This is a genomic window from Pseudomonas sp. AAC, assembly GCF_000725445.1.
Lineage (GTDB): Bacteria > Pseudomonadota > Gammaproteobacteria > Pseudomonadales > Pseudomonadaceae > Pseudomonas > Pseudomonas citronellolis.
The window spans coordinates 820,921-838,470 of the sequence record NZ_KL647094.1; the positions used below are offsets into that span (position 1 = coordinate 820,921).

At 67.7% G+C, this 17,550-nt stretch carries 13 protein-coding genes; 5 read left to right on the forward strand and 8 right to left on the reverse strand.

Annotated features, from left to right (window positions below):
• Positions 1-65: 65 nt before the first annotated feature.
• The gene (locus tag FG99_RS03390) at positions 66-1,532 is read right to left on the reverse strand and encodes a glyceraldehyde-3-phosphate dehydrogenase (RefSeq protein WP_043267306.1); all 1,467 of its coding nucleotides are present in this window, start codon (positions 1,530-1,532) and stop codon (positions 66-68) included.
• Between the two features lie 139 nt (positions 1,533-1,671).
• Between FG99_RS03390 and mfd the strand changes: the two genes are divergently transcribed.
• The 3 genes from mfd to FG99_RS03405 are packed head-to-tail and all read left to right on the forward strand — an operon-like array spanning position 1,672 to position 9,111.
• The gene (gene mfd / locus FG99_RS03395; protein ID WP_043267308.1) at positions 1,672-5,121 is read left to right on the forward strand and encodes a transcription-repair coupling factor; all 3,450 of its coding nucleotides are present in this window, start codon (positions 1,672-1,674) and stop codon (positions 5,119-5,121) included.
• A 10-nt stretch (positions 5,122-5,131) separates the two neighbouring features.
• Positions 5,132-5,785 carry a CsiV family protein gene (locus FG99_RS03400; protein WP_009621368.1) on the forward strand — a complete coding sequence of 218 codons (654 nt, stop codon included), beginning with the start codon at positions 5,132-5,134 and terminating at the stop codon, positions 5,783-5,785.
• 17 nt (positions 5,786-5,802) lie between these two features.
• Positions 5,803-9,111 (forward strand): DEAD/DEAH box helicase, encoded by a 3,309-nt coding sequence (locus tag FG99_RS03405; RefSeq protein WP_081884556.1) that lies wholly within the window; start codon positions 5,803-5,805, stop codon positions 9,109-9,111.
• 504 nt (positions 9,112-9,615) lie between these two features.
• Here FG99_RS03405 and FG99_RS03410 read toward each other — a convergent pair.
• The 4 genes from FG99_RS03410 to FG99_RS03425 form a co-directional block, all read right to left on the reverse strand.
• Positions 9,616-10,353 carry an S-methyl-5'-thioinosine phosphorylase gene (locus tag FG99_RS03410; RefSeq protein ID WP_043267310.1) on the reverse strand — a complete coding sequence of 246 codons (738 nt, stop codon included), beginning with the start codon at positions 10,351-10,353 and terminating at the stop codon, positions 9,616-9,618.
• Positions 10,354-10,362: 9 nt separating this feature from the next.
• Positions 10,363-11,361, reverse strand: coding sequence for a beta-N-acetylhexosaminidase (nagZ, locus tag FG99_RS03415; RefSeq protein ID WP_043267312.1), 999 nt, complete (start codon positions 11,359-11,361; stop codon positions 10,363-10,365).
• Between the two features lie 10 nt (positions 11,362-11,371).
• Complete coding sequence (locus FG99_RS03420; protein WP_043267314.1) at positions 11,372-11,896, reverse strand: L,D-transpeptidase; 525 nt, start codon at positions 11,894-11,896, stop codon at positions 11,372-11,374.
• A 66-nt stretch (positions 11,897-11,962) separates the two neighbouring features.
• Complete coding sequence (locus FG99_RS03425; protein WP_009621360.1) at positions 11,963-12,670, reverse strand: TetR/AcrR family transcriptional regulator; 708 nt, start codon at positions 12,668-12,670, stop codon at positions 11,963-11,965.
• Positions 12,671-12,901: 231 nt separating this feature from the next.
• Here FG99_RS03425 and lexA point away from each other — a divergent pair, with 231 nt between their 5' ends.
• Entirely contained in the window at positions 12,902-13,516 is a 615-nt protein-coding gene (gene lexA / locus FG99_RS03430) for a transcriptional repressor LexA (protein ID WP_043267317.1), read from the forward strand.
• A gap of 11 nt (positions 13,517-13,527) precedes the next feature.
• Complete coding sequence (sulA, locus tag FG99_RS03435) at positions 13,528-14,001, forward strand: SOS-induced cell division inhibitor SulA (RefSeq protein WP_043267319.1); 474 nt, start codon at positions 13,528-13,530, stop codon at positions 13,999-14,001.
• A 12-nt stretch (positions 14,002-14,013) separates the two neighbouring features.
• On the opposite strand, the gene FG99_RS03440 is transcribed toward sulA, so the two are convergent.
• From FG99_RS03440 to topA, 3 genes are all read right to left on the reverse strand, one after another.
• The gene (locus FG99_RS03440) at positions 14,014-14,247 is read right to left on the reverse strand and encodes a hypothetical protein (RefSeq protein ID WP_009621357.1); all 234 of its coding nucleotides are present in this window, start codon (positions 14,245-14,247) and stop codon (positions 14,014-14,016) included.
• A 79-nt stretch (positions 14,248-14,326) separates the two neighbouring features.
• Positions 14,327-14,848, reverse strand: coding sequence for a DUF6586 family protein (locus FG99_RS03445; protein ID WP_043267320.1), 522 nt, complete (start codon positions 14,846-14,848; stop codon positions 14,327-14,329).
• 66 nt (positions 14,849-14,914) lie between these two features.
• Complete coding sequence (gene topA, locus FG99_RS03450) at positions 14,915-17,524, reverse strand: type I DNA topoisomerase (protein ID WP_043267321.1); 2,610 nt, start codon at positions 17,522-17,524, stop codon at positions 14,915-14,917.
• Between the last annotated feature and the right edge of the window lie 26 nt (positions 17,525-17,550).

Below are 17,550 nucleotides of genomic sequence, written 5' to 3' on the forward strand. Positions count from 1 at the left end.
GTAAGCGCGAAGACTAACGAAAAACGGGAGCCCGAGAGCTCCCGTTTTCGATTTTCAGGCCTGGCTTAGCGCGGGAAGGCCGGCGGGTTGACCCCAGCCATCTCTTCCATCACGCGGACCACCTGGCAGCTGTAGCCGAACTCGTTGTCGTACCACACGTACAGCACGACGCGGTTGTCGTTGCAGATGGTGGCTTCGGCATCGACCACGCCGGCGTGGCGGGAACCGACGAAGTCGGTGGAGACCACTTCCTGCGAGCTGACGAAGTCGATCTGCTTCTGCAGGTCCGAGTGCATGGCCATCTGGCGCAGGTACTCGTTGATCTCCTCGCGGGAGGTCGACTTGTTCAGGTTCAGGTTGAGGATGGCCATGGACACGTTCGGGGTGGGAACGCGGATGGCGTTGCCGGTCAGCTTGCCCTTGAGCACCGGCAGGGCCTTGGCGGCGGCGGTGGCGGCACCGGTCTCGGTGATCACCATGTTCAGCGGAGCGCTGCGGCCGCGGCGGCTGCCCTTGTGGAAGTTGTCGATCAGGTTCTGGTCGTTGGTGTACGAGTGAACGGTTTCGACGTGGCCGTTGACGATGCCGTACTGGTCATCGACTGCCTTGAGCACCGGCACGATGGCGTTGGTGGTGCAGGAGGCGGCGGAGACGATCTTGTCGTCGGCGGTGATGTCGCCATGGTTGATGCCGTGGACGATGTTCTTCAGCGCGCCCTTGCCCGGAGCGGTGAGGATCACGCGGTCGACGCCCGGGCACTTCAGGTGCTGGCCGAGGCCGTCGGCGTCGCGCCACTTGCCGGTGTTGTCGACCAGCAGGGCGTTCTTGATGCCGTACTGGGTGTAGTCCACCGAGGACGGATCGTTGGAGTAGATCACCTGGATCAGGTTGCCGTTGGCGGTGATGGTGTTGTTGGCCTCATCGATGGTGATGGTGCCGTCGAACTTGCCATGCACGGAGTCGCGGCGCAGCAGGCTGGCGCGCTTGACCAGGTCGTTCTCGGCGCCCTTGCGCACGACGATGGCGCGCAGGCGCAGGCCGTCGCCGCCACCGGTCTTCTCGATGAGGATGCGCGCCAGCAGGCGGCCGATGCGGCCGAAGCCGTACAGCACGACGTCGGTGCCTTCGCGGGCGGCGCCGTTCTGCTTGCCGACCACGTCGGCCAGCTCGTCCTTGGTGAACTGCTCGATGCTGCGGCCGTTACCCTCGGCCTTGAACTTGGCGACCATCTTGCCCAGGTCGACCGAGGCGGCGCCGAGTTTCAGCTCGCTCATGGCCTTGAGGACGGGGAAGGTGTCGTGAACCGACAGCTCGGCTTCGTCGGCCAGGCGGTGGCGGGCGAAACGGTGCGCCTTGAGAATGTCGATCACCGAACGGTTGATCAGGCCACGGCCGTAGATCGAGGTCACCACGTTGTTGTTGCGGTAGAGCTGGCCGATCAGCGGAATCATGGCTTCCGCGAGGGCTTCACGATCGATCCACTCACCGAGACACTGGTCGGGCTTCTGATTCACGGGCATTACCTTCCACATGTAGGAGAAGAAAAAAGGGGCTACATTATGACGGTGCAGGCCATCGCCGGCAATCTGCAGCGCTGCAAAGACTGACAGCCGTCAATCGGGATAGTTACAATCCACCCGGTCAAATTTCCGACCGGAGCCCGCTACGCCCGTGTCCGTATTGCGTATTCCCGCCTTGCCGGCCGCGGCCGGCAAGCAAACCTGGGGCAACCTGCCCGGCGCCGCCCTGAGCCTGGCGGTGGCCGAGGCCGCCGCCCGGGCCAGCCGTTTCACCCTGCTGCTGACCACCGACAGCCAGAGCGCCGAGCGCCTGGAACAGGAGCTGCGTTTCTTCGCCCCGGACCTGCCGGTATTGCAGTTGCCGGACTGGGAAACCCTGCCCTACGACGTGTTCTCGCCGCACCAGGACATCATTTCCCAGCGCGTCGCCACCCTCTACCAGTTGCCCGAGCTGCGCCGCGGCGTGCTGGTGGCGCCCATCGCCACCGCCCTGCACCGCCTGGCGCCGGTGAAGTTCCTGCTGGGCGGCAGCCTGGTGCTGGACGTCGGCCAGAAGCTCGACGTCGAGCAGATGCGCCTGCGCCTGGAAGCCGCCGGCTACCGCTGCGTGGACACCGTCTACGAACACGGCGAGTTCGCCGTGCGCGGCGCGCTCATCGACCTGTTCCCGATGGGCAGCGAGCTGCCCTACCGCATCGACCTGTTCGACGACGAGATCGAGACGCTGCGCACCTTCGACCCGGAGAACCAGCGCTCCATCGACAAGGTGCAGAGCATCCGCCTGCTGCCGGCGCGCGAATTCCCCCTGCGCAAGGAGGCGGTCACCGGCTTCCGCGGGCGCTTCCGCGAGCGTTTCGACGTCGACTACCGGCGCTGCCCGATCTACCAGGACCTGGCCAGCGGCCTGACCCCGGCCGGCATCGAGTACTACCTGCCGCTGTTCTTCGAGGAGGGCGAGACCTCCACCCTGTTCGACTACCTGCCCCAGGACACCCAGGTGTTCTCCCTGCCGGGCATCGAGCAGGCCGCCGAGCAGTTCTGGAACGACGTGCGCAGCCGCTACGAGGACCGCCGCTACGACCCCGAGCGGCCGCTGCTGCCGCCGGCCGAGCTGTTCCTGCCGGTGGAGGACTGCTTCGCCCGCCTCAAGAGCTGGCCGCGCGTGGTGGTCAGCGCCGAGCCGGTCGAGCCGGGCGTGGGCCGCGAGAGCTTCCCCGCCGAGCCCCTGCCGGACCTGGCCATCGAGGCCAAGGCCAGCGAGCCGCTGGCCCGGCTGCGCCGCTTCATCGAGGAATTCCCCGGGCGCATCCTGTTCAGCGCCGAATCCGCCGGGCGCCGCGAGGTGCTGCTGGAACTGCTGGCACGGCTGAAGCTGCGCCCCGGCGAAGTCGACGGCTGGCCGGCCTTCCTCGCCCAGCCCGAGCGCCTGGCCATCACCATCGCGCCGCTGGACGACGGCCTGCTGCTGAGCGGCGAAGTCGCGCTGATCGCCGAGAGCCCGCTGTTCGGCCAGCGCGTGATGCAGCGCCGGCGCCGCGAGAAGACCCGCGACGGCGGCGAGAACGTCATCAAGAACCTCACCGAGCTGCGCGAAGGCGCGCCGGTGGTGCACATCGACCACGGCGTCGGCCGCTACATGGGCCTGATCACCCTGGAGATCGACGGGCAGAACGCCGAGTTCCTGGCCCTGGAGTACGCCGACGAGGCCAAGCTCTACGTGCCGGTGGCCAACCTGCACCTGATCGCCCGCTACACCGGCAGCGACGACGCCCTGGCGCCGCTGCACAAGCTCGGCTCCGAGGCCTGGCAGAAGGCCAAGCGCAAGGCCGCCGAGCAGGTCCGCGACGTCGCCGCCGAACTGCTCGACATCTACGCCCGCCGCGCCGCGCGCAAGGGCTACGCATTCAAGGATCCGCAGGCCGACTACGCCACCTTCTCCGCCGGCTTCCCCTTCGAGGAGACACCGGACCAGCAGGCGGCCATCGACGCCGTGGTGGCCGACATGCTCGCCGACAAGCCGATGGACCGCCTGGTGTGCGGCGACGTCGGCTTCGGCAAGACCGAGGTAGCCATGCGCGCCGCCTTCGTCGCCGTGCACAGCGGCAAGCAGGTGGCGGTGCTGGTGCCCACCACCCTGCTAGCCCAGCAGCACTACAACAGCTTCCGCGACCGCTTCGCCGACTGGCCGGTGACAGTGGAGGTGATGAGCCGCTTCAAGACCGCCAAGGAAGTCGAAGGCGCGGTCGGCCAGCTCGCCGAAGGCAAGGTGGACATCGTCATCGGCACCCACAAGCTGCTGCAGGAGGACGTGCGCTTCAAGAACCTCGGCCTGGTCATCATCGACGAGGAACACCGCTTCGGCGTGCGCCAGAAGGAGCAGCTCAAGGCCCTGCGCAGCGAGGTGGACATCCTCACCCTCACCGCCACGCCGATCCCGCGCACCCTGAACATGGCCGTGGCCGGCATGCGCGACCTGTCGATCATCGCCACGCCGCCGGCGCGCCGCCTGTCGGTGCGCACCTTCGTCATGGAACAGCAGAACGCGGTGATCAAGGAGGCGCTGCTGCGCGAGCTGCTGCGCGGCGGCCAGGTCTACTACCTGCACAACGAGGTGAAAAGCATCGAGAAGTGCGCCCGCGACCTGGCCGAGCTGGTGCCCGAGGCGCGCATCGGCATCGGCCACGGGCAGATGCACGAACGCGATCTGGAACGGGTGATGAGCGACTTCTACCACAAGCGCTTCAACGTGCTGGTGGCCTCGACCATCATCGAGACCGGCATCGACGTGCCCAGCGCCAACACCATCCTCATCGAGCGCGCCGACAAGTTCGGCCTGGCCCAGCTGCACCAGCTGCGCGGGCGCGTCGGCCGCAGCCACCACCAGGCCTACGCCTACCTGCTGACGCCGCCGCGCAAGCAGATGACGCCCGACGCCGAGAAACGCCTGGAGGCCATCGCCAACGCCCAGGACCTGGGCGCCGGCTTCGTCCTGGCCACCCACGACCTGGAGATCCGCGGCGCCGGCGAGCTGCTCGGCGAAGGCCAGAGCGGGCAGATCCAGGCGGTGGGCTTCACCCTCTACATGGAAATGCTCGAACGCGCGGTGAAAGCCATCCGCAAGGGCGAGCAGCCCAACCTGGAGCAGCCCCTGGGCGGCGGCCCGGACATCAACCTGCGGGTGCCGGCGCTGATCCCCGAGGACTACCTGCCCGACGTGCACGCGCGGCTGATCCTCTACAAGCGCATCGCCAACCAGCTGGACGAGGACGGCCTGCGCGAACTGCAGGTGGAGATGATCGACCGCTTCGGCCTGCTGCCCGAGCCGGCGAAGAACCTGGTGCGTCTGACGCTCCTGAAACTGCAGGCGGAGAAGCTCGGCATCGTCAAGGTGGATGCCGGCCCCCAGGGAGGCCGGGTAGAATTCGCCGCCGATACCTGCGTCGACCCACTGGTGCTGATCAAGCTGATCCAGAGCCAGCCGAACCGCTACAGGTTCGAAGGCGCGACCCTGTTCAAGTTCCAGGTGCCCATGGAGCGCCCGGAAGAACGCTTCAACACCCTCGAGGCGCTGTTCGAGCGCCTCGCGCCCAACGCATCCTGAAAGGACCAGTATGTTCCGCTACCTGCCGCTGCTGCTTGCCCTTATCGCCCCGGCGAGCTTCGCCGACGACCTCTACCAGGTCGAACTGATCCTGTTCCAGCAGGAAGGCGACGTCGTCTACTCCAGCCAGCCGGCGCCCGACGACTGGGCCAAGGGCGCCCAGCCGCTGGGCGAGGACGCCCGCCGGCCGACGGCGATGGACGCCCAGGCCAACAAGCTGGCCCAGGCCCAGGGCTACCACGTGCTGATGCACAAGGCCTGGAAACAGTCCATCGGCGACACGCCGGTGAAGATCGCCCTCAGCGAAGGCCGCCAGCAGGATGACCACTTCCCCGTGGAAGGCACCATCAGCCTGCGCCAGCAGCGCTTCGTCGACACCCAGGTGGACTTCTGGATCAACCAGTTCGGCGCCGACGGCCTGCTCGCCAACAGCCAGCACATGGTCCAGGACGTCAGCCTGAAGAACGACGTGCTGGCCTACCTCGACCACCCCAGCCTGGGCATGCTGATCCGCGTCAGCCCGCTCAACGCCAAGCCGACCACCCCGCCGCCGGCGGAAATGCAGGAAGAGGCGCCGGCCGGGCAACCGCAGCAACCCGCCCCGGAAGCCCCGGCCAACGGCGGCTTCGACGCCCCGCCGGCGAGCGAGCCAGACCAACAGTAAACGCAAAGGGGGGCAGCATGCCGCCGTTCATCGAGCATCTGCGACGCATTCCCTGGCGCCGCCTGTTCCCCAGCGTCACCCTGGTCCGCGGCGAAGCCTACGCCCGCGAGGGCCGGATACAGATCACCCGCCTGACCGAGCGCACACTGGACAGCGTGTGCGATGGCTCGGGCAGCAATCGTTACCGCCAGCGCATCGGCCTTTCCGCCAGCGGCGACACCCTCGACTGCCAGTGCGATTGCCCGGTCGGCTTCGACTGCAAGCATTGCGCGGCGGCGCTGCTGCACCTGCTGGAAGGCCTGCCCCCCTCGACCTCCGCGGAGCCCGCGCCAGCCGCCCGCCCACCCCAGAGGACCGCCACCGAGCTGTCCTACGACCTGCAGCACTGGCTGAGGAAGCTGCCCGCCGTCCTCAGGGAGCAGCCGCCCGGCACGGCGCTGCACGAGTCGCCCCTGTACTACCGCCTGACCAAGAGCGGCCGAATACTGATCCACACCGCCGCCCATACGGCAGGCGGCAAACTCCAGGGCTACCTGCGCATCTCCTCGATAGCCCAGAGCCTGCCCTGCGTGGATGCCGTGGACCAGCAAATCCTGGTCCGCGCACTGGACGCCCCGGGCACCCAGCCCCACACCAGCGAAATAGCGCTCAAGGGCCGCAAGGGCGCCGAGCTGCTGGAGCTGATCCTGCGCAGCGGGCGCCTGTTCCTCGACCTGGGCCCGCCGGCCAGCCAGTTGCTCGCAGGCCCGGAACTGCCCGCTCGGCTCGCCTGGCGCAGGGACGAGTACGGTGACTACAGGGTCGCCTGGGATACCGACGCCGAGCCCCGGCCACAACTGCTGACGCAACTGACGCCACCCTGGTACCTCGACCGCAAGAACCTGCGCGTGGGCCCGCTGCACCACGGCCTGCCCGAGGCCCTGGCCAGCTATCTGCCGAGCGCACCGCCGGTGAGCGAGGAAGAGGCCATGCTGTTCGCCCTGCAACTGAAGGAACTGGCGCCCCAGGCGCCCCTGCCGGTGAGCTACGCGGAACAGCGCCTGGAAGACGTCCGCCCCGTTCCCCACCTGTACCTGACCAGCCTGACCCAGCGCTCCTACAGCAGGGAACGCTATGGCTTCGTCGAGGAACTGCGCCACCTCGCCGCCCTGGACTTCGCCTATCAGGGGCAGCGGGTGCATGGCCCTGCACGCAAGGACCAGCCGATCCGCTTCCACGTCGATGGCAGCTTCGTCACCATCGAGCGCCAACCCAAGATCGAGCAGGCCTTGCGCAAGAGCTTGCAGAAGCTGGGCCTGGAGAAACTCGGCAAATACGACACTCCCCGCCAGTTGGAGTACAAGTCCGAAGTCTTCTCGGCGGATGCCGAGCGCTGGCCCGCGGTTCTCCGCGGCCTGCCGAAACTGCGCGAACAGGGCTGGGTGGTGGAGATGGCCGACGAGTTCCTCCTCGACTTCAGCGAAGTCGAGGACTGGTTCGTCCACATAGAGGAAGAGGCCGGCAACGCCTGGTTCGACCTGGAGCTGGGCATCCGCGTCGACGGCCAGGAAGTCAGCCTGCTGCAACCGCTGCTGGAACTGCTCCGCCAGCGCCCCGAGGCGCTGCGTGATGGCGCAGCCAACGCCCCCGGAGCCGAGCTGCCCATACGGCTCCACGCGCATCGCCAGGCCGACGGCAAGCCGCTGAAGGTCAGCCTGCCGCTGGAGCGGGTCAAGGCGATACTGCAGGTTCTGGAGGGGCTGTACCTCGCCAGCCCGGAAAACAACGGCGACAGCCTGCGCCTGTCGAGCGCCGACGCCGGGCTGCTCGCCCCGCTCGACGAACATCCCCTGCACTGGCAGGGCGGCGAACGCCTGCTGCGCTTCGCCAAGCGCCTGCGCGACCACCACCAGCAAGCGTGCCAGCCCCCCGAGGGCCTGCGGGCCGAGCTGCGCCCCTACCAGCTGCAGGGCCTGGCCTGGATGCAGGCGCTGCGCGAACTGGAAGTGGGCGGCATCCTCGGCGACGACATGGGCCTGGGCAAGACGCTGCAGGTGCTGGCGCACGTTCTCACGGAAAAACGCGCCGGGCGCCTGGACCGCCCGGCCCTGGTGCTGATGCCCACCAGCCTGGTGGCCAACTGGCAGGACGAGGCACAACGCTTCGCCCCGGACCTGCGCGTGCTCACCCTGCACGGCAGCGACCGCCACAAGGGCTTCGACGAACTCGGCCAGTACGACCTGCTGCTCAGCACCTACGCCCTGCTGCCGCGGGACATCGAGGCGCTGAGCCGCCAGCCGCTGCACCTGGCGGTGTTCGACGAGGCGCAGTACCTGAAGAACGCCAGCAGCAAGTCGGCCCGGGCCGCGGCGAAGCTCGACGCCCGCCAGCGCCTGTGCCTGACCGGCACGCCGCTGGAAAACCACCTGGGCGAGCTCTGGGCGCTGTTCGACCTGGTCATGCCCGGCTGGCTGGGCGATGCGCGCAGCTTCGCCCGCCTGTACCGCACCCCCATCGAAAAGGCCGGCGACAGCCAGCGCCTGGCCCACCTCAACGCCCGCATCAAGCCGTTCCTGCTGCGGCGTAAGAAGGAACAGGTGGCCAACGAACTGCCGCCCAAGAGCGAGATCACCCACTGGGTGGAACTCAGCGACGTCCAGCGCGACCTCTACGAAACCGTGCGCCTGGCCATGGACAGCAAGGTCCGCGCGGAAATCCAGCGCAAGGGGCTGGCGCGCAGCCACATCGTGGTCCTCGAAGCCCTGCTCAAGCTGCGCCAGGTCTGCTGCGACCCGCGCCTGCTGGACCAAACCCTGCCTGCGGCGGGCTCGGGCAAGCTCGCCGGCCTGCTGGAAATGCTCGACGAACTGCTGGAGGAAGGCCGCCGCGTGCTGCTGTTCTCGCAGTTCACCTCGATGCTCGAACTGATCCAGGCGGAGCTGGAGCAACGCGGCATCCCCTACGCCCTGCTCACTGGCGACACCCGCGACCGCCGCCAGCCGGTGGAAGACTTCCAGCAGGGCCGCGTGCCGCTGTTCCTGATCAGCCTGAAGGCCGGCGGCACCGGCCTCAACCTCACCGCCGCCGACACCGTGATCCACTATGACCCCTGGTGGAACCCGGCGGTGGAACAGCAGGCCACCGACCGCGCCTACCGTATCGGCCAGGACAAGCCGGTGTTCGTCTACAAGCTGATCGCCCGCGGCACTCTGGAAGAAAAGATCCAGCAGCTACAGGCAAGGAAGGCGGCGCTGGCCGCCGGTGTACTGGAAGAAGGCAAGGACAGTGGTCTTCAACTGCAGGACAGCGATATAGACGCCCTCTTCGCGCCGCTGCCGAAAGCCTGACCTGCCGCACGATTCTCATGTAGGAGCGCGCCCTGCGCGCGAAATCGCGGGCAGGGCCCGCTCCTACAGCCCACCGGGAGGCATGGCGTTCCATTGTAGGAGCAGACCTTGTCCGCGATAGCCGGACCTCCCGGCGCGATTCGCGGATAAGATCCGCTCCTACGGGTACGCCCTCACACCATACGCGCGCCCTGCGCGCGAAATCGCGGGCAGGGCCCGCTCCTACAGCCGCCGGGAGGCATGGCGTTCCATTGTAGGAGCGGACCTTGTCCGCGATAACCGGACGTCCCGGCGCGATTCGCGGATAAGAGGTACGCCCTCACACCATACCCTTGTAGGAGCGCGCCGAGGGGCTCCTCGTAGGATGGGTTGAGCTTGCGAAACCCATGCAGTTGCGCTGATGGGTATCGCTTCGCTCAACACCATCCTACGAAAAGCCATGCTCGCTCATGCGGTAGGAGCGGACCTTGTCCGCGATCAGCACGAATCGCGGCGGCAGGCCTATCAGCCCACCAACACCCGCGCCAGCACCTCGCGTACCTTGCCGATGCCTTCGTGCAGGGCCTGCTCGATCTCGGCCATGGTGATGATGCCGCTGGACTTGCCGGCCGCCGGGTTGACCACCAGCGACAGGCAGGCGTAGGGCAGTTCCAGCTCGCGGGCCAGGGCGGCTTCGGGCATGCCGGTCATGCCGACGATGTCGCAGCCGTCGCGCTCCAGCCGGGCGATTTCCGCCACCGTCTCCAGGCGCGGGCCCTGGGTCGCCGCGTAGACGCCATGGCTGCTGTGCGGGTGGCCCAGCGCCTGCAGCGCCGCCACCAGCTTCTGGCGCAGCCCCTCGTCATAGGGATGGCTGAAGTCGATATGGGTGACGTGATCGATGTCGCCGGCGAAGTAGGTGTGCTCGCGGCCGTAGGTGTAGTCGATGATCTGGTGCGGCACGCAGAGGTGGCCGCTGCCCATGGCAGCGTGGATGCCGCCCACCGCGTTGACCGCCAGCACCGCCTGGGCGCCGGCCTGCTTGAGCGCCCAGAGGTTGGCGCGGTAGTTCACCTGGTGCGGCGGGAAGCGGTGCGGGTGGCCGTGGCGGGCCAGGAACAGCACCTCGCGGCCGGCGTACTCGCCGCGCTGGATCGGCGCCGAGGGCGCGCCGTAGGGCGTGTCCAGGTTCAGCGAATCCTTCAGGGTCAGGCCTTCCAGCTGGGTCAGGCCGGTGCCGCCGATGATGGCGTAGACGGTCATGGCGAATCCTCAGTCGATCAGTTGTGCCGCGCGCAGTTCGCCCACGGCCTGCTGCCAGCGCGGCAGCTGCTTGTATTCGATGCCCGGCCAGGCCTTGGCGCGCATCCGCGCCAGGCGCTCGGGGGCCTTCACCTTCAGGCGCTGCAGAGCGCCCAGGGCCAGTTCCGCCGAGCCACGGTCGTTGCACACCAGGCCCATGTCGCAGCCGGCATTCAGCGCCGCCTGGATACGGCTGGCGGCATCGCCCACCACGTGGGCGCCGGCCATGGACAGGTCGTCGCTGAAGATCACCCCGTCGAAGCCCAGTTCGCCGCGCAGGATGTCCTGCAGCCAGCGCCGCGAGAAACCGGCGGGGCCGGCATCCACCTGCGGGTAGATGATGTGGGCGGGCATCACCGCATCCAGCTCGCCGGCCAGGCGCTGGAAAGGCACCAGGTCGCTGCGGCGGATCTCGTCGAGGCTGCGCTCGTCCTCGGGAATCCCCACGTGGGAATCCACCTCGGCCCAGCCGTGGCCGGGGAAGTGCTTGCCGGTGGCGGCCATGCCGGCGGCGTGCATGCCGCGGATGAAGGCGCCGGCCAGCCGCGTGGCGCGCTCGGGGTCGCCCTCGAAGGCGCGGCTGCCGACCACGGCGCTGCGCTGGTGGTCCAGGTCCAGCACCGGAGCGAAGCTCAGGTCCAGGCCCACCGCCAGCACCTCGGTGGCCATCAGCCAGCCGCACTGCTCGGCCAGGCGCTCGGCATTGTCGTTATCGGCGATGGCGCGCATCGCCGGCAGCCGCAGGAAGCCCTGGCGCAGGCGCTGCACGCGGCCGCCCTCCTGGTCCACCGCCAGCAGCAGGTCCGGGCGCAGGGCGCGGATGGCCGCGCAGAGTTCGCGCACCTGGCGCGGGCTTTCGATGTTGCGGGCGAAGATGATCAGCCCGCCCACTTCGGGGTGGCGCAGGATCCGGCGGTCCTCGGCGGTGAGCCAGGTGCCGCCGATGTCGAGCATCAGGGAGCCTTGCATGGGGGAATCCTTAACAGAGTTCGGCCGCGCGCCACTGCGGCTGCGGCGCCTCGTCGAGGCGCACGGGGCAGTGCAGCGGCACACGGGGGAAGAGTTGCAGCAGGTCGGCGTTGCGCAGGCGCACGCAGCCATGGGACAACGGCGCGCCCATGGGTTCGCAATCCGGCGTGCCGTGCAGGTAGATGTAGCGACGGAAGGTATCCACCTCGCCTAGGCGGTTGACGCCCGGCTCGCAGCCGCTCAGCCAGAGGATGCGGCTGAGGATCCAGTCGCGCCCGGGAAACTGCTCGTGCAGCGCCGGGCTCCACACCTCGCCGGTCCAGCGCCGGCCACGCAGCACCGCGCCGCAGGGCAGGCCTTCGCCGATCTTCGCCCGCACCTGGTGCAGGCCGCGCGGCGTGCAGCCGGAGCCTTGGCGCTCGCCGGCGCCGTTCAGCGCGGTGGAAACGGGCAAACGCAGCACCAGACGCTGCGCGGCGAAGCCGTAGAGCACCTGGTCGGCGAGGGAAATGTGCAGCAGGTCGAGATCGGGCATCGTCCGCCAGCGACAGCAGGAATGGCCCGCTACTTTAGCCGATCGGCCGTGGCAGGCCCAGCGCGCTCAGACCTTGGCCGGCGCCGGCGCCTTGCTGCGCGGCTTGGGCTGGGCGCCGGCCAGGGACGGGTCGCTGACGCCGCTGTCGGCGCGCATGCCGGCGGCGAGGAACGGCACCATCAGGCGCATCACCTGCTCGATCGAGGTGTTCACGCCGAAGTCGTTCTCGGCCATGGCGCGCAACGCCTTGATCCCGGACATGCTGAAGGCGGCGGCGCCGAGCATGAAGTGCACGCGCCAGAACAGCTCGATGGGCGGCAGGCGCGGCGCGGCTTCGTTGACCAGCTGCATGTAGCGGCGGAACACCTTGCCGTAGACCTCTTCGAGGTACTTGCGCAGGTGCCCCTGGCTCTGGCTGAAGGCCAGGCCCAGCAGGCGCATGAAGATCGACAGGTCGTTGCCGCTGCGCGGCTTCACCGCCATGGCCTGCACCACCAGCAGCTCGAGCAGTTCCTCGAGGCTGGCGCGCGGCGCGTCGGGCTTGGCCTGGCGCCGGTCCAGTTCCTTTTCCAGACTGGCGCAGAAGGGCCCGAGGAAGCGCGAGAAGACCGCCTGGATCAGCGCCTTCTTCGAGCCGAAATGGTAGTTCACCGCCGCCAGGTTGACCCCGGCCTTGCTGGTGATCAGACGCAACGAGGTCTCGGCGAAGCCTTTTTCCGCGAACAGCTGCTCAGCAGCATCGAGGATACGTTCGACGGTTTCCGACTGGGCCATGGATGATTTCACCTGACAAACACTTGTTTGAAACTTACGTTTCAAATCAATCCATTGTCAAGCCTGGCGCGGGGGGATTGTTGCGGATTTTCAGGCAATACGACGAACGATGCCAGCGGGACATTGGCCGAATCCGCCGAATTACAGCCCCCGGCCGATAAAATAATTCGTTGCCAGTGGCCGACCACTGTATATAATCCCAGCAACTGTACAAAAAGACAGAGTAGGGACATGCAGAAGCTGACGCCGCGCCAAGCCGAGATCCTCTCCTTTATCAAGCGTTGCCTGGAAGACAACGGCTACCCGCCGACGCGCGCCGAGATCGCCCAGGAGCTCGGCTTCAAGTCGCCCAACGCCGCCGAGGAGCACCTCAAGGCCCTGGCCCGCAAGGGCGCCATCGAGATGACCCCCGGCGCCTCGCGCGGCATCCGCATTCCCGGCTTCGAACCCAAGGCCGCCGCCAACGAGGACGAACTGCCGATCATCGGCCGCGTCGCCGCCGGCGCGCCGATTCTCGCCGAGCAGAACGTCGAGGACGCCTGCCGCATCAACCCGGCCTTCTTCAACCCGCGCGCCGACTACCTGCTGCGCGTGCGCGGGCAGAGCATGAAGGACGTCGGCATCCTCGACGGCGACCTGCTCGCCGTGCACGTCACCCGCGAGGCGCGCAACGGCCAGATCGTCGTCGCCCGCCTTGGCGAAGAGGTCACGGTGAAGCGCTTCAAGCGCGAGGGCAGCAAGGTCTGGCTGATCGCCGAGAACCCCGAGTTCGCGCCCATCGAGGTCGACCTCGAGGAACAGGAACTGACCATCGAAGGTTTGAGCGTCGGCGTCATCCGCCGCTGACAGGAGGCCCCATGCAGTATCCCCAGCCGCTGGACCTACCCCAACTGCCGCTGTTCCAGGAGGCGCTCTGGGCCAACGCCGAAGAGCCCCTGCTGGCCAAGCTGGCAGAACCGGACGCCGTCGAGGACGAAGCCTTCAGCGAACTGTCGCTGCGCGGCCTGCCGGGCCACTGCCAGAGCCTGTTGGCGCCCATCCTGCGCGAACTCAGCGAAGAGCAGGACGCCCGCTGGCTGACGCTGATCGCCCCGCCGGCCAGCCTCACCCACGACTGGCTGCGCAAGGCCGGGTTGAACCGCGAGCGTATCCTGCTGCTGCCGGCGCGCGACCAGGCCTCCGCCCTGAGCCTGGCCTGCGAGGCGCTGCGCCTGGGCCACAGCCACACGGTGGTCAGCTGGCTGCCGGCGCTCAGCGGCAAGGCACGCGCGCAACTGTCCCGCGCGGCGCTCGCCGGGCAGGCGCAGAGCCTGAATATCCGTCTGGGGTAGAAAAGAAAGGAATCAGTGCAGGACGCGCGGGCCGTCCTGCTCGACTTCGCCACCTTCGGCGAGGCGGCCGGCCAGTTGCACGCCGACGTTGAACATCGCCTTGGCGATCTCGATGTGCTGGCCCTGCAGGAAGCCCTTGGCGTCGTTGGAGAACTCCAGGGTCACCAGCGCCTCCTCGTCTTCCGCGCGGCGCAGTACGATGCGCCCATCGGGCAGTTCAACGATTTCCAGGAATGAGGTCGGCATGGCTAGGTTCTCTCACAGCAGAACGGCCATTGTAACAGTCATGGCCGCTCTCCCCTAGCCCAACCGACTTCCGGCAGGCTCAGAGCTCGGTCAGCGCCCCGCGGAAGCGCAACACCATTTCCTTCAGCGACTTGCGCCAGGCTTCCAGTTCGGCGTTGCCCAGGAGCTGCGGCTCTTCCTCGTCCAGGCTGACGGCCTGGATCAGCGGCTGGGTCGGGTCGACCTTGGCCTTGCGCGGCTCGCGCGGCGGCTGGAACAGCTCGGCGTAGGCGGCCAGCAGCTGCGCCAGCCAGGTTTCCGGCTGCTGCGCCAGCTCCACCAGCTCGGCCAGTTCCGGGCTCGGCGAGGCCGCCAGCACCTCGGCGTTGAGCAGCAGCTCGACGCGCGGCGCATTGGCCTCGGGCAGGCGGTAGTAGCCGGCGATCTCATGGGCTACGCCCAGCACCGCGCCATACAGGTGGAACAACGCCGCCTCGCGCTCGGCCTGCACCAGCGCCTGGGCGTTCATCGGCCGCGCCTCTTCCGCCTTGCGCCAGGCTTCCAGGGCCAGGCCGGCGAAATACAGCTTCTGGTTGGTGCGGGTGTAGAGTTCCTGAGCCATCAGCGCGCCCTCATGCGGTCACTCGGCAGTATATGCGCGCCCCGCCTGCGCGGGGCACGCCGCCCATCAGCGCTTGTCCTCGACCTTCCACTTGCCGCCGTCGAAGAAGGCGCGCCAGCCGCTGGGCTTGCCGTCCACCTCGGACTGCACGTACTGCTCCTTGGTCTTGCGGCTGAAGCGGATCACCGCCGGGCGGCCGTCCGGGTCCTTCTGCGGCGCGGCGAGCAGGAAGTGGTATTTCGGGTCCAGTTCGTCCTTGTGCGGGATCAGCTCGCTCACCAGGGGCGCGCGGGTCTCGCGGTTCTTGGGGAACTGGCTGGCGGCCAGGAACAGGCCGGAAGCGCCGTCGCGCAGCACGTAGACGTCGTCGACCTTCTCGCACTTGAGCTCGGGCATGCGGATGGCGTCCATCTTCGGCGGCGCCGGCTCGCCGTTCTTCAGCAGCTTGCGGGTGTTCTTGCAGGCCGGGTTGGTGCAACCGAAGAACTTGCCGAAGCGGCCGGTCTTGAGCTGCATCTGGCTGCCGCACTTGTCGCATTCCAGGCTCGGGCCTTCGTAGCCCTTGATGCGGTACTGGCCTTCCTCGATCTCGTAGCCCGGGCAGTCCGGGTTGTTACCGCAGATGTGCAGCTTGTGCTTCTCGTCCAGCAGGTAGGCGTCCATCGCCGTGCTGCAGATCGGGCAGCGGTGCTTGCCGCGCAGCACGCGGGATTCGGACTCGCCCTCGTCGTCCGCGGCGATCTCGTCGCCGGGGATGAGGTTGATGGTGGCCTTGCAGCGCTCTTTCGGCGGCAGGCTGTAGCCGGAGCAGCCGAGGAACACGCCGGTGGAGGCGGTGCGGATCATCATCGGCCGGCCGCACTCGCGGCAGGGGATGCTGGTCAGCGTCGGCTGGTTGGCGCGCATGCCTTTCTCGCTGACCTCGGCCACTTCGAGCTTCTTCTTGAAGTCGCCGTAGAACTCGTCGAGCAGGTGCTTCCAGTCGCGCTCGCCCTGGGCCACGTCGTCGAGGTGTTCTTCCATGCCGGCGGTGAAGCCGTAGTCCATCAGGTTGGAGAAGCTCTCGTTGAGGCGGTCGGTGACGATGTCGCCCATCTTCTCGGCGTAGAAGCGGCGGTTGTGGGTGGTGACGTAGCCGCGCTCCTGGATGGTCGAGATGATCGCCGCGTAGGTCGACGGGCGGCCGATGCCGCGCTTCTCCAGCTCCTTGACCAGGCTGGCTTCGGAATAGCGCGCCGGCGGCTTGGTGAAGTGCTGGCTCGGGTCGAGCTTGAGCAGCTTCATCGCATCGCCCTGGTCCATCATCGGCAGCACGTCATCCTCGCCCGGCCTGCTCTGCTGCGGCAGCACCTTGGTGTAGCCGTCGAACTTGAGGATGCGGCCCTTGGCGCGCAGCTCGAAGTCACCGGCGGCGACACTGACGGTGGTGGACAGGTATTCGGCCGGCGGCATCTGGCAGGCCACGAACTGGCGCCAGATCAGATCGTACAGGCGCTCGGCGTCGCGCTCCATGCCCGACAGCTGGGTCGGACGCAGGTTGACGTCGGACGGACGAATCGCTTCGTGCGCTTCCTGGGCGCCTTCCTTGCTGGAATAGAAGTTCGGCTTGGCCGGCAGGTATTTCTTGCCGAACTCGCTGTCGATGAAGCCGCGCACCATGTCGATGGCGTCGGCCGACAGGTTGGTCGAGTCGGTACGCATATAGGTGATGTAGCCGGCCTCGTAGAGACGCTGGGCCATCATCATGGTCTTCTTCACGCCGAAGCCCAGGCGGTTGCTCGCGGCCTGCTGCAGGGTCGAAGTGATGAAGGGCGCAGAGGGCCGGCTGGAGGTCGGCTTGTCCTCGCGCTTGGCCACGCTGTAGCTGGAGGCCTTGAGCTTCTCCAGGGCGGCCATGGCCTGGGCTTCGTTGAGCGGCTTGAAGGCTTCGCCCTTCTCGCGCACCACTTCGAAGCGGGCCTTATCGCCGCGCGGGGTGTTCAGGTCGGCGTGGATTTCCCAGTATTCCTCGGGAACGAAGGCGCGGATCTCGCGCTCGCGCTCCACCACCAGCTTCACCGCCACCGACTGCACGCGGCCGGCGGACAGGCCGCGGGCGATCTTCGACCACAGCAGCGGCGAGACCATGTAGCCCACCACGCGGTCGAGGAAGCGCCGCGCCTGCTGGGCGTTGACGCGGTTGATGTCCAGCTCGCCGGGCTGCGAGAAGGCTTCCTGGATGGCCTTCTTGGTGATTTCGTTGAACACCACGCGCTTGTAGCGGCTGTCGTCGCCGCCGATGGCCTCGCGCAGGTGCCAGGCGATGGCCTCCCCTTCGCGGTCCAAGTCGGTTGCGAGATAGATGGTGTCGGCATCCTTGGCCAGGCGGCGTAGCTCCTCGATCACCTTCTCCTTGCCGGGGAGAATCTCGTACTTGGCCTTCCAGCCGTGCTCCGGGTCCACGCCCATGCGGGTGAACAGCTGGCGCTTGGCCTTCTCCTTAGGCGACAGCGCAGGGGCTTCGGCAGCGCTCTTGCGGGCCTTGGCCGCGGCCGGCTCCTTCGCGCTGGACGAACCGCTGGTGGGCAGGTCGCGAATGTGGCCGATGCTCGACTTCACCACGTACTGGCTGCCCAGGTACTTGTTGATGGTCTTGGCCTTGGCCGGTGATTCCACGATGACCAGCGATTTACCCATGGATCGGAAGATTCCTGCTTCGAGAA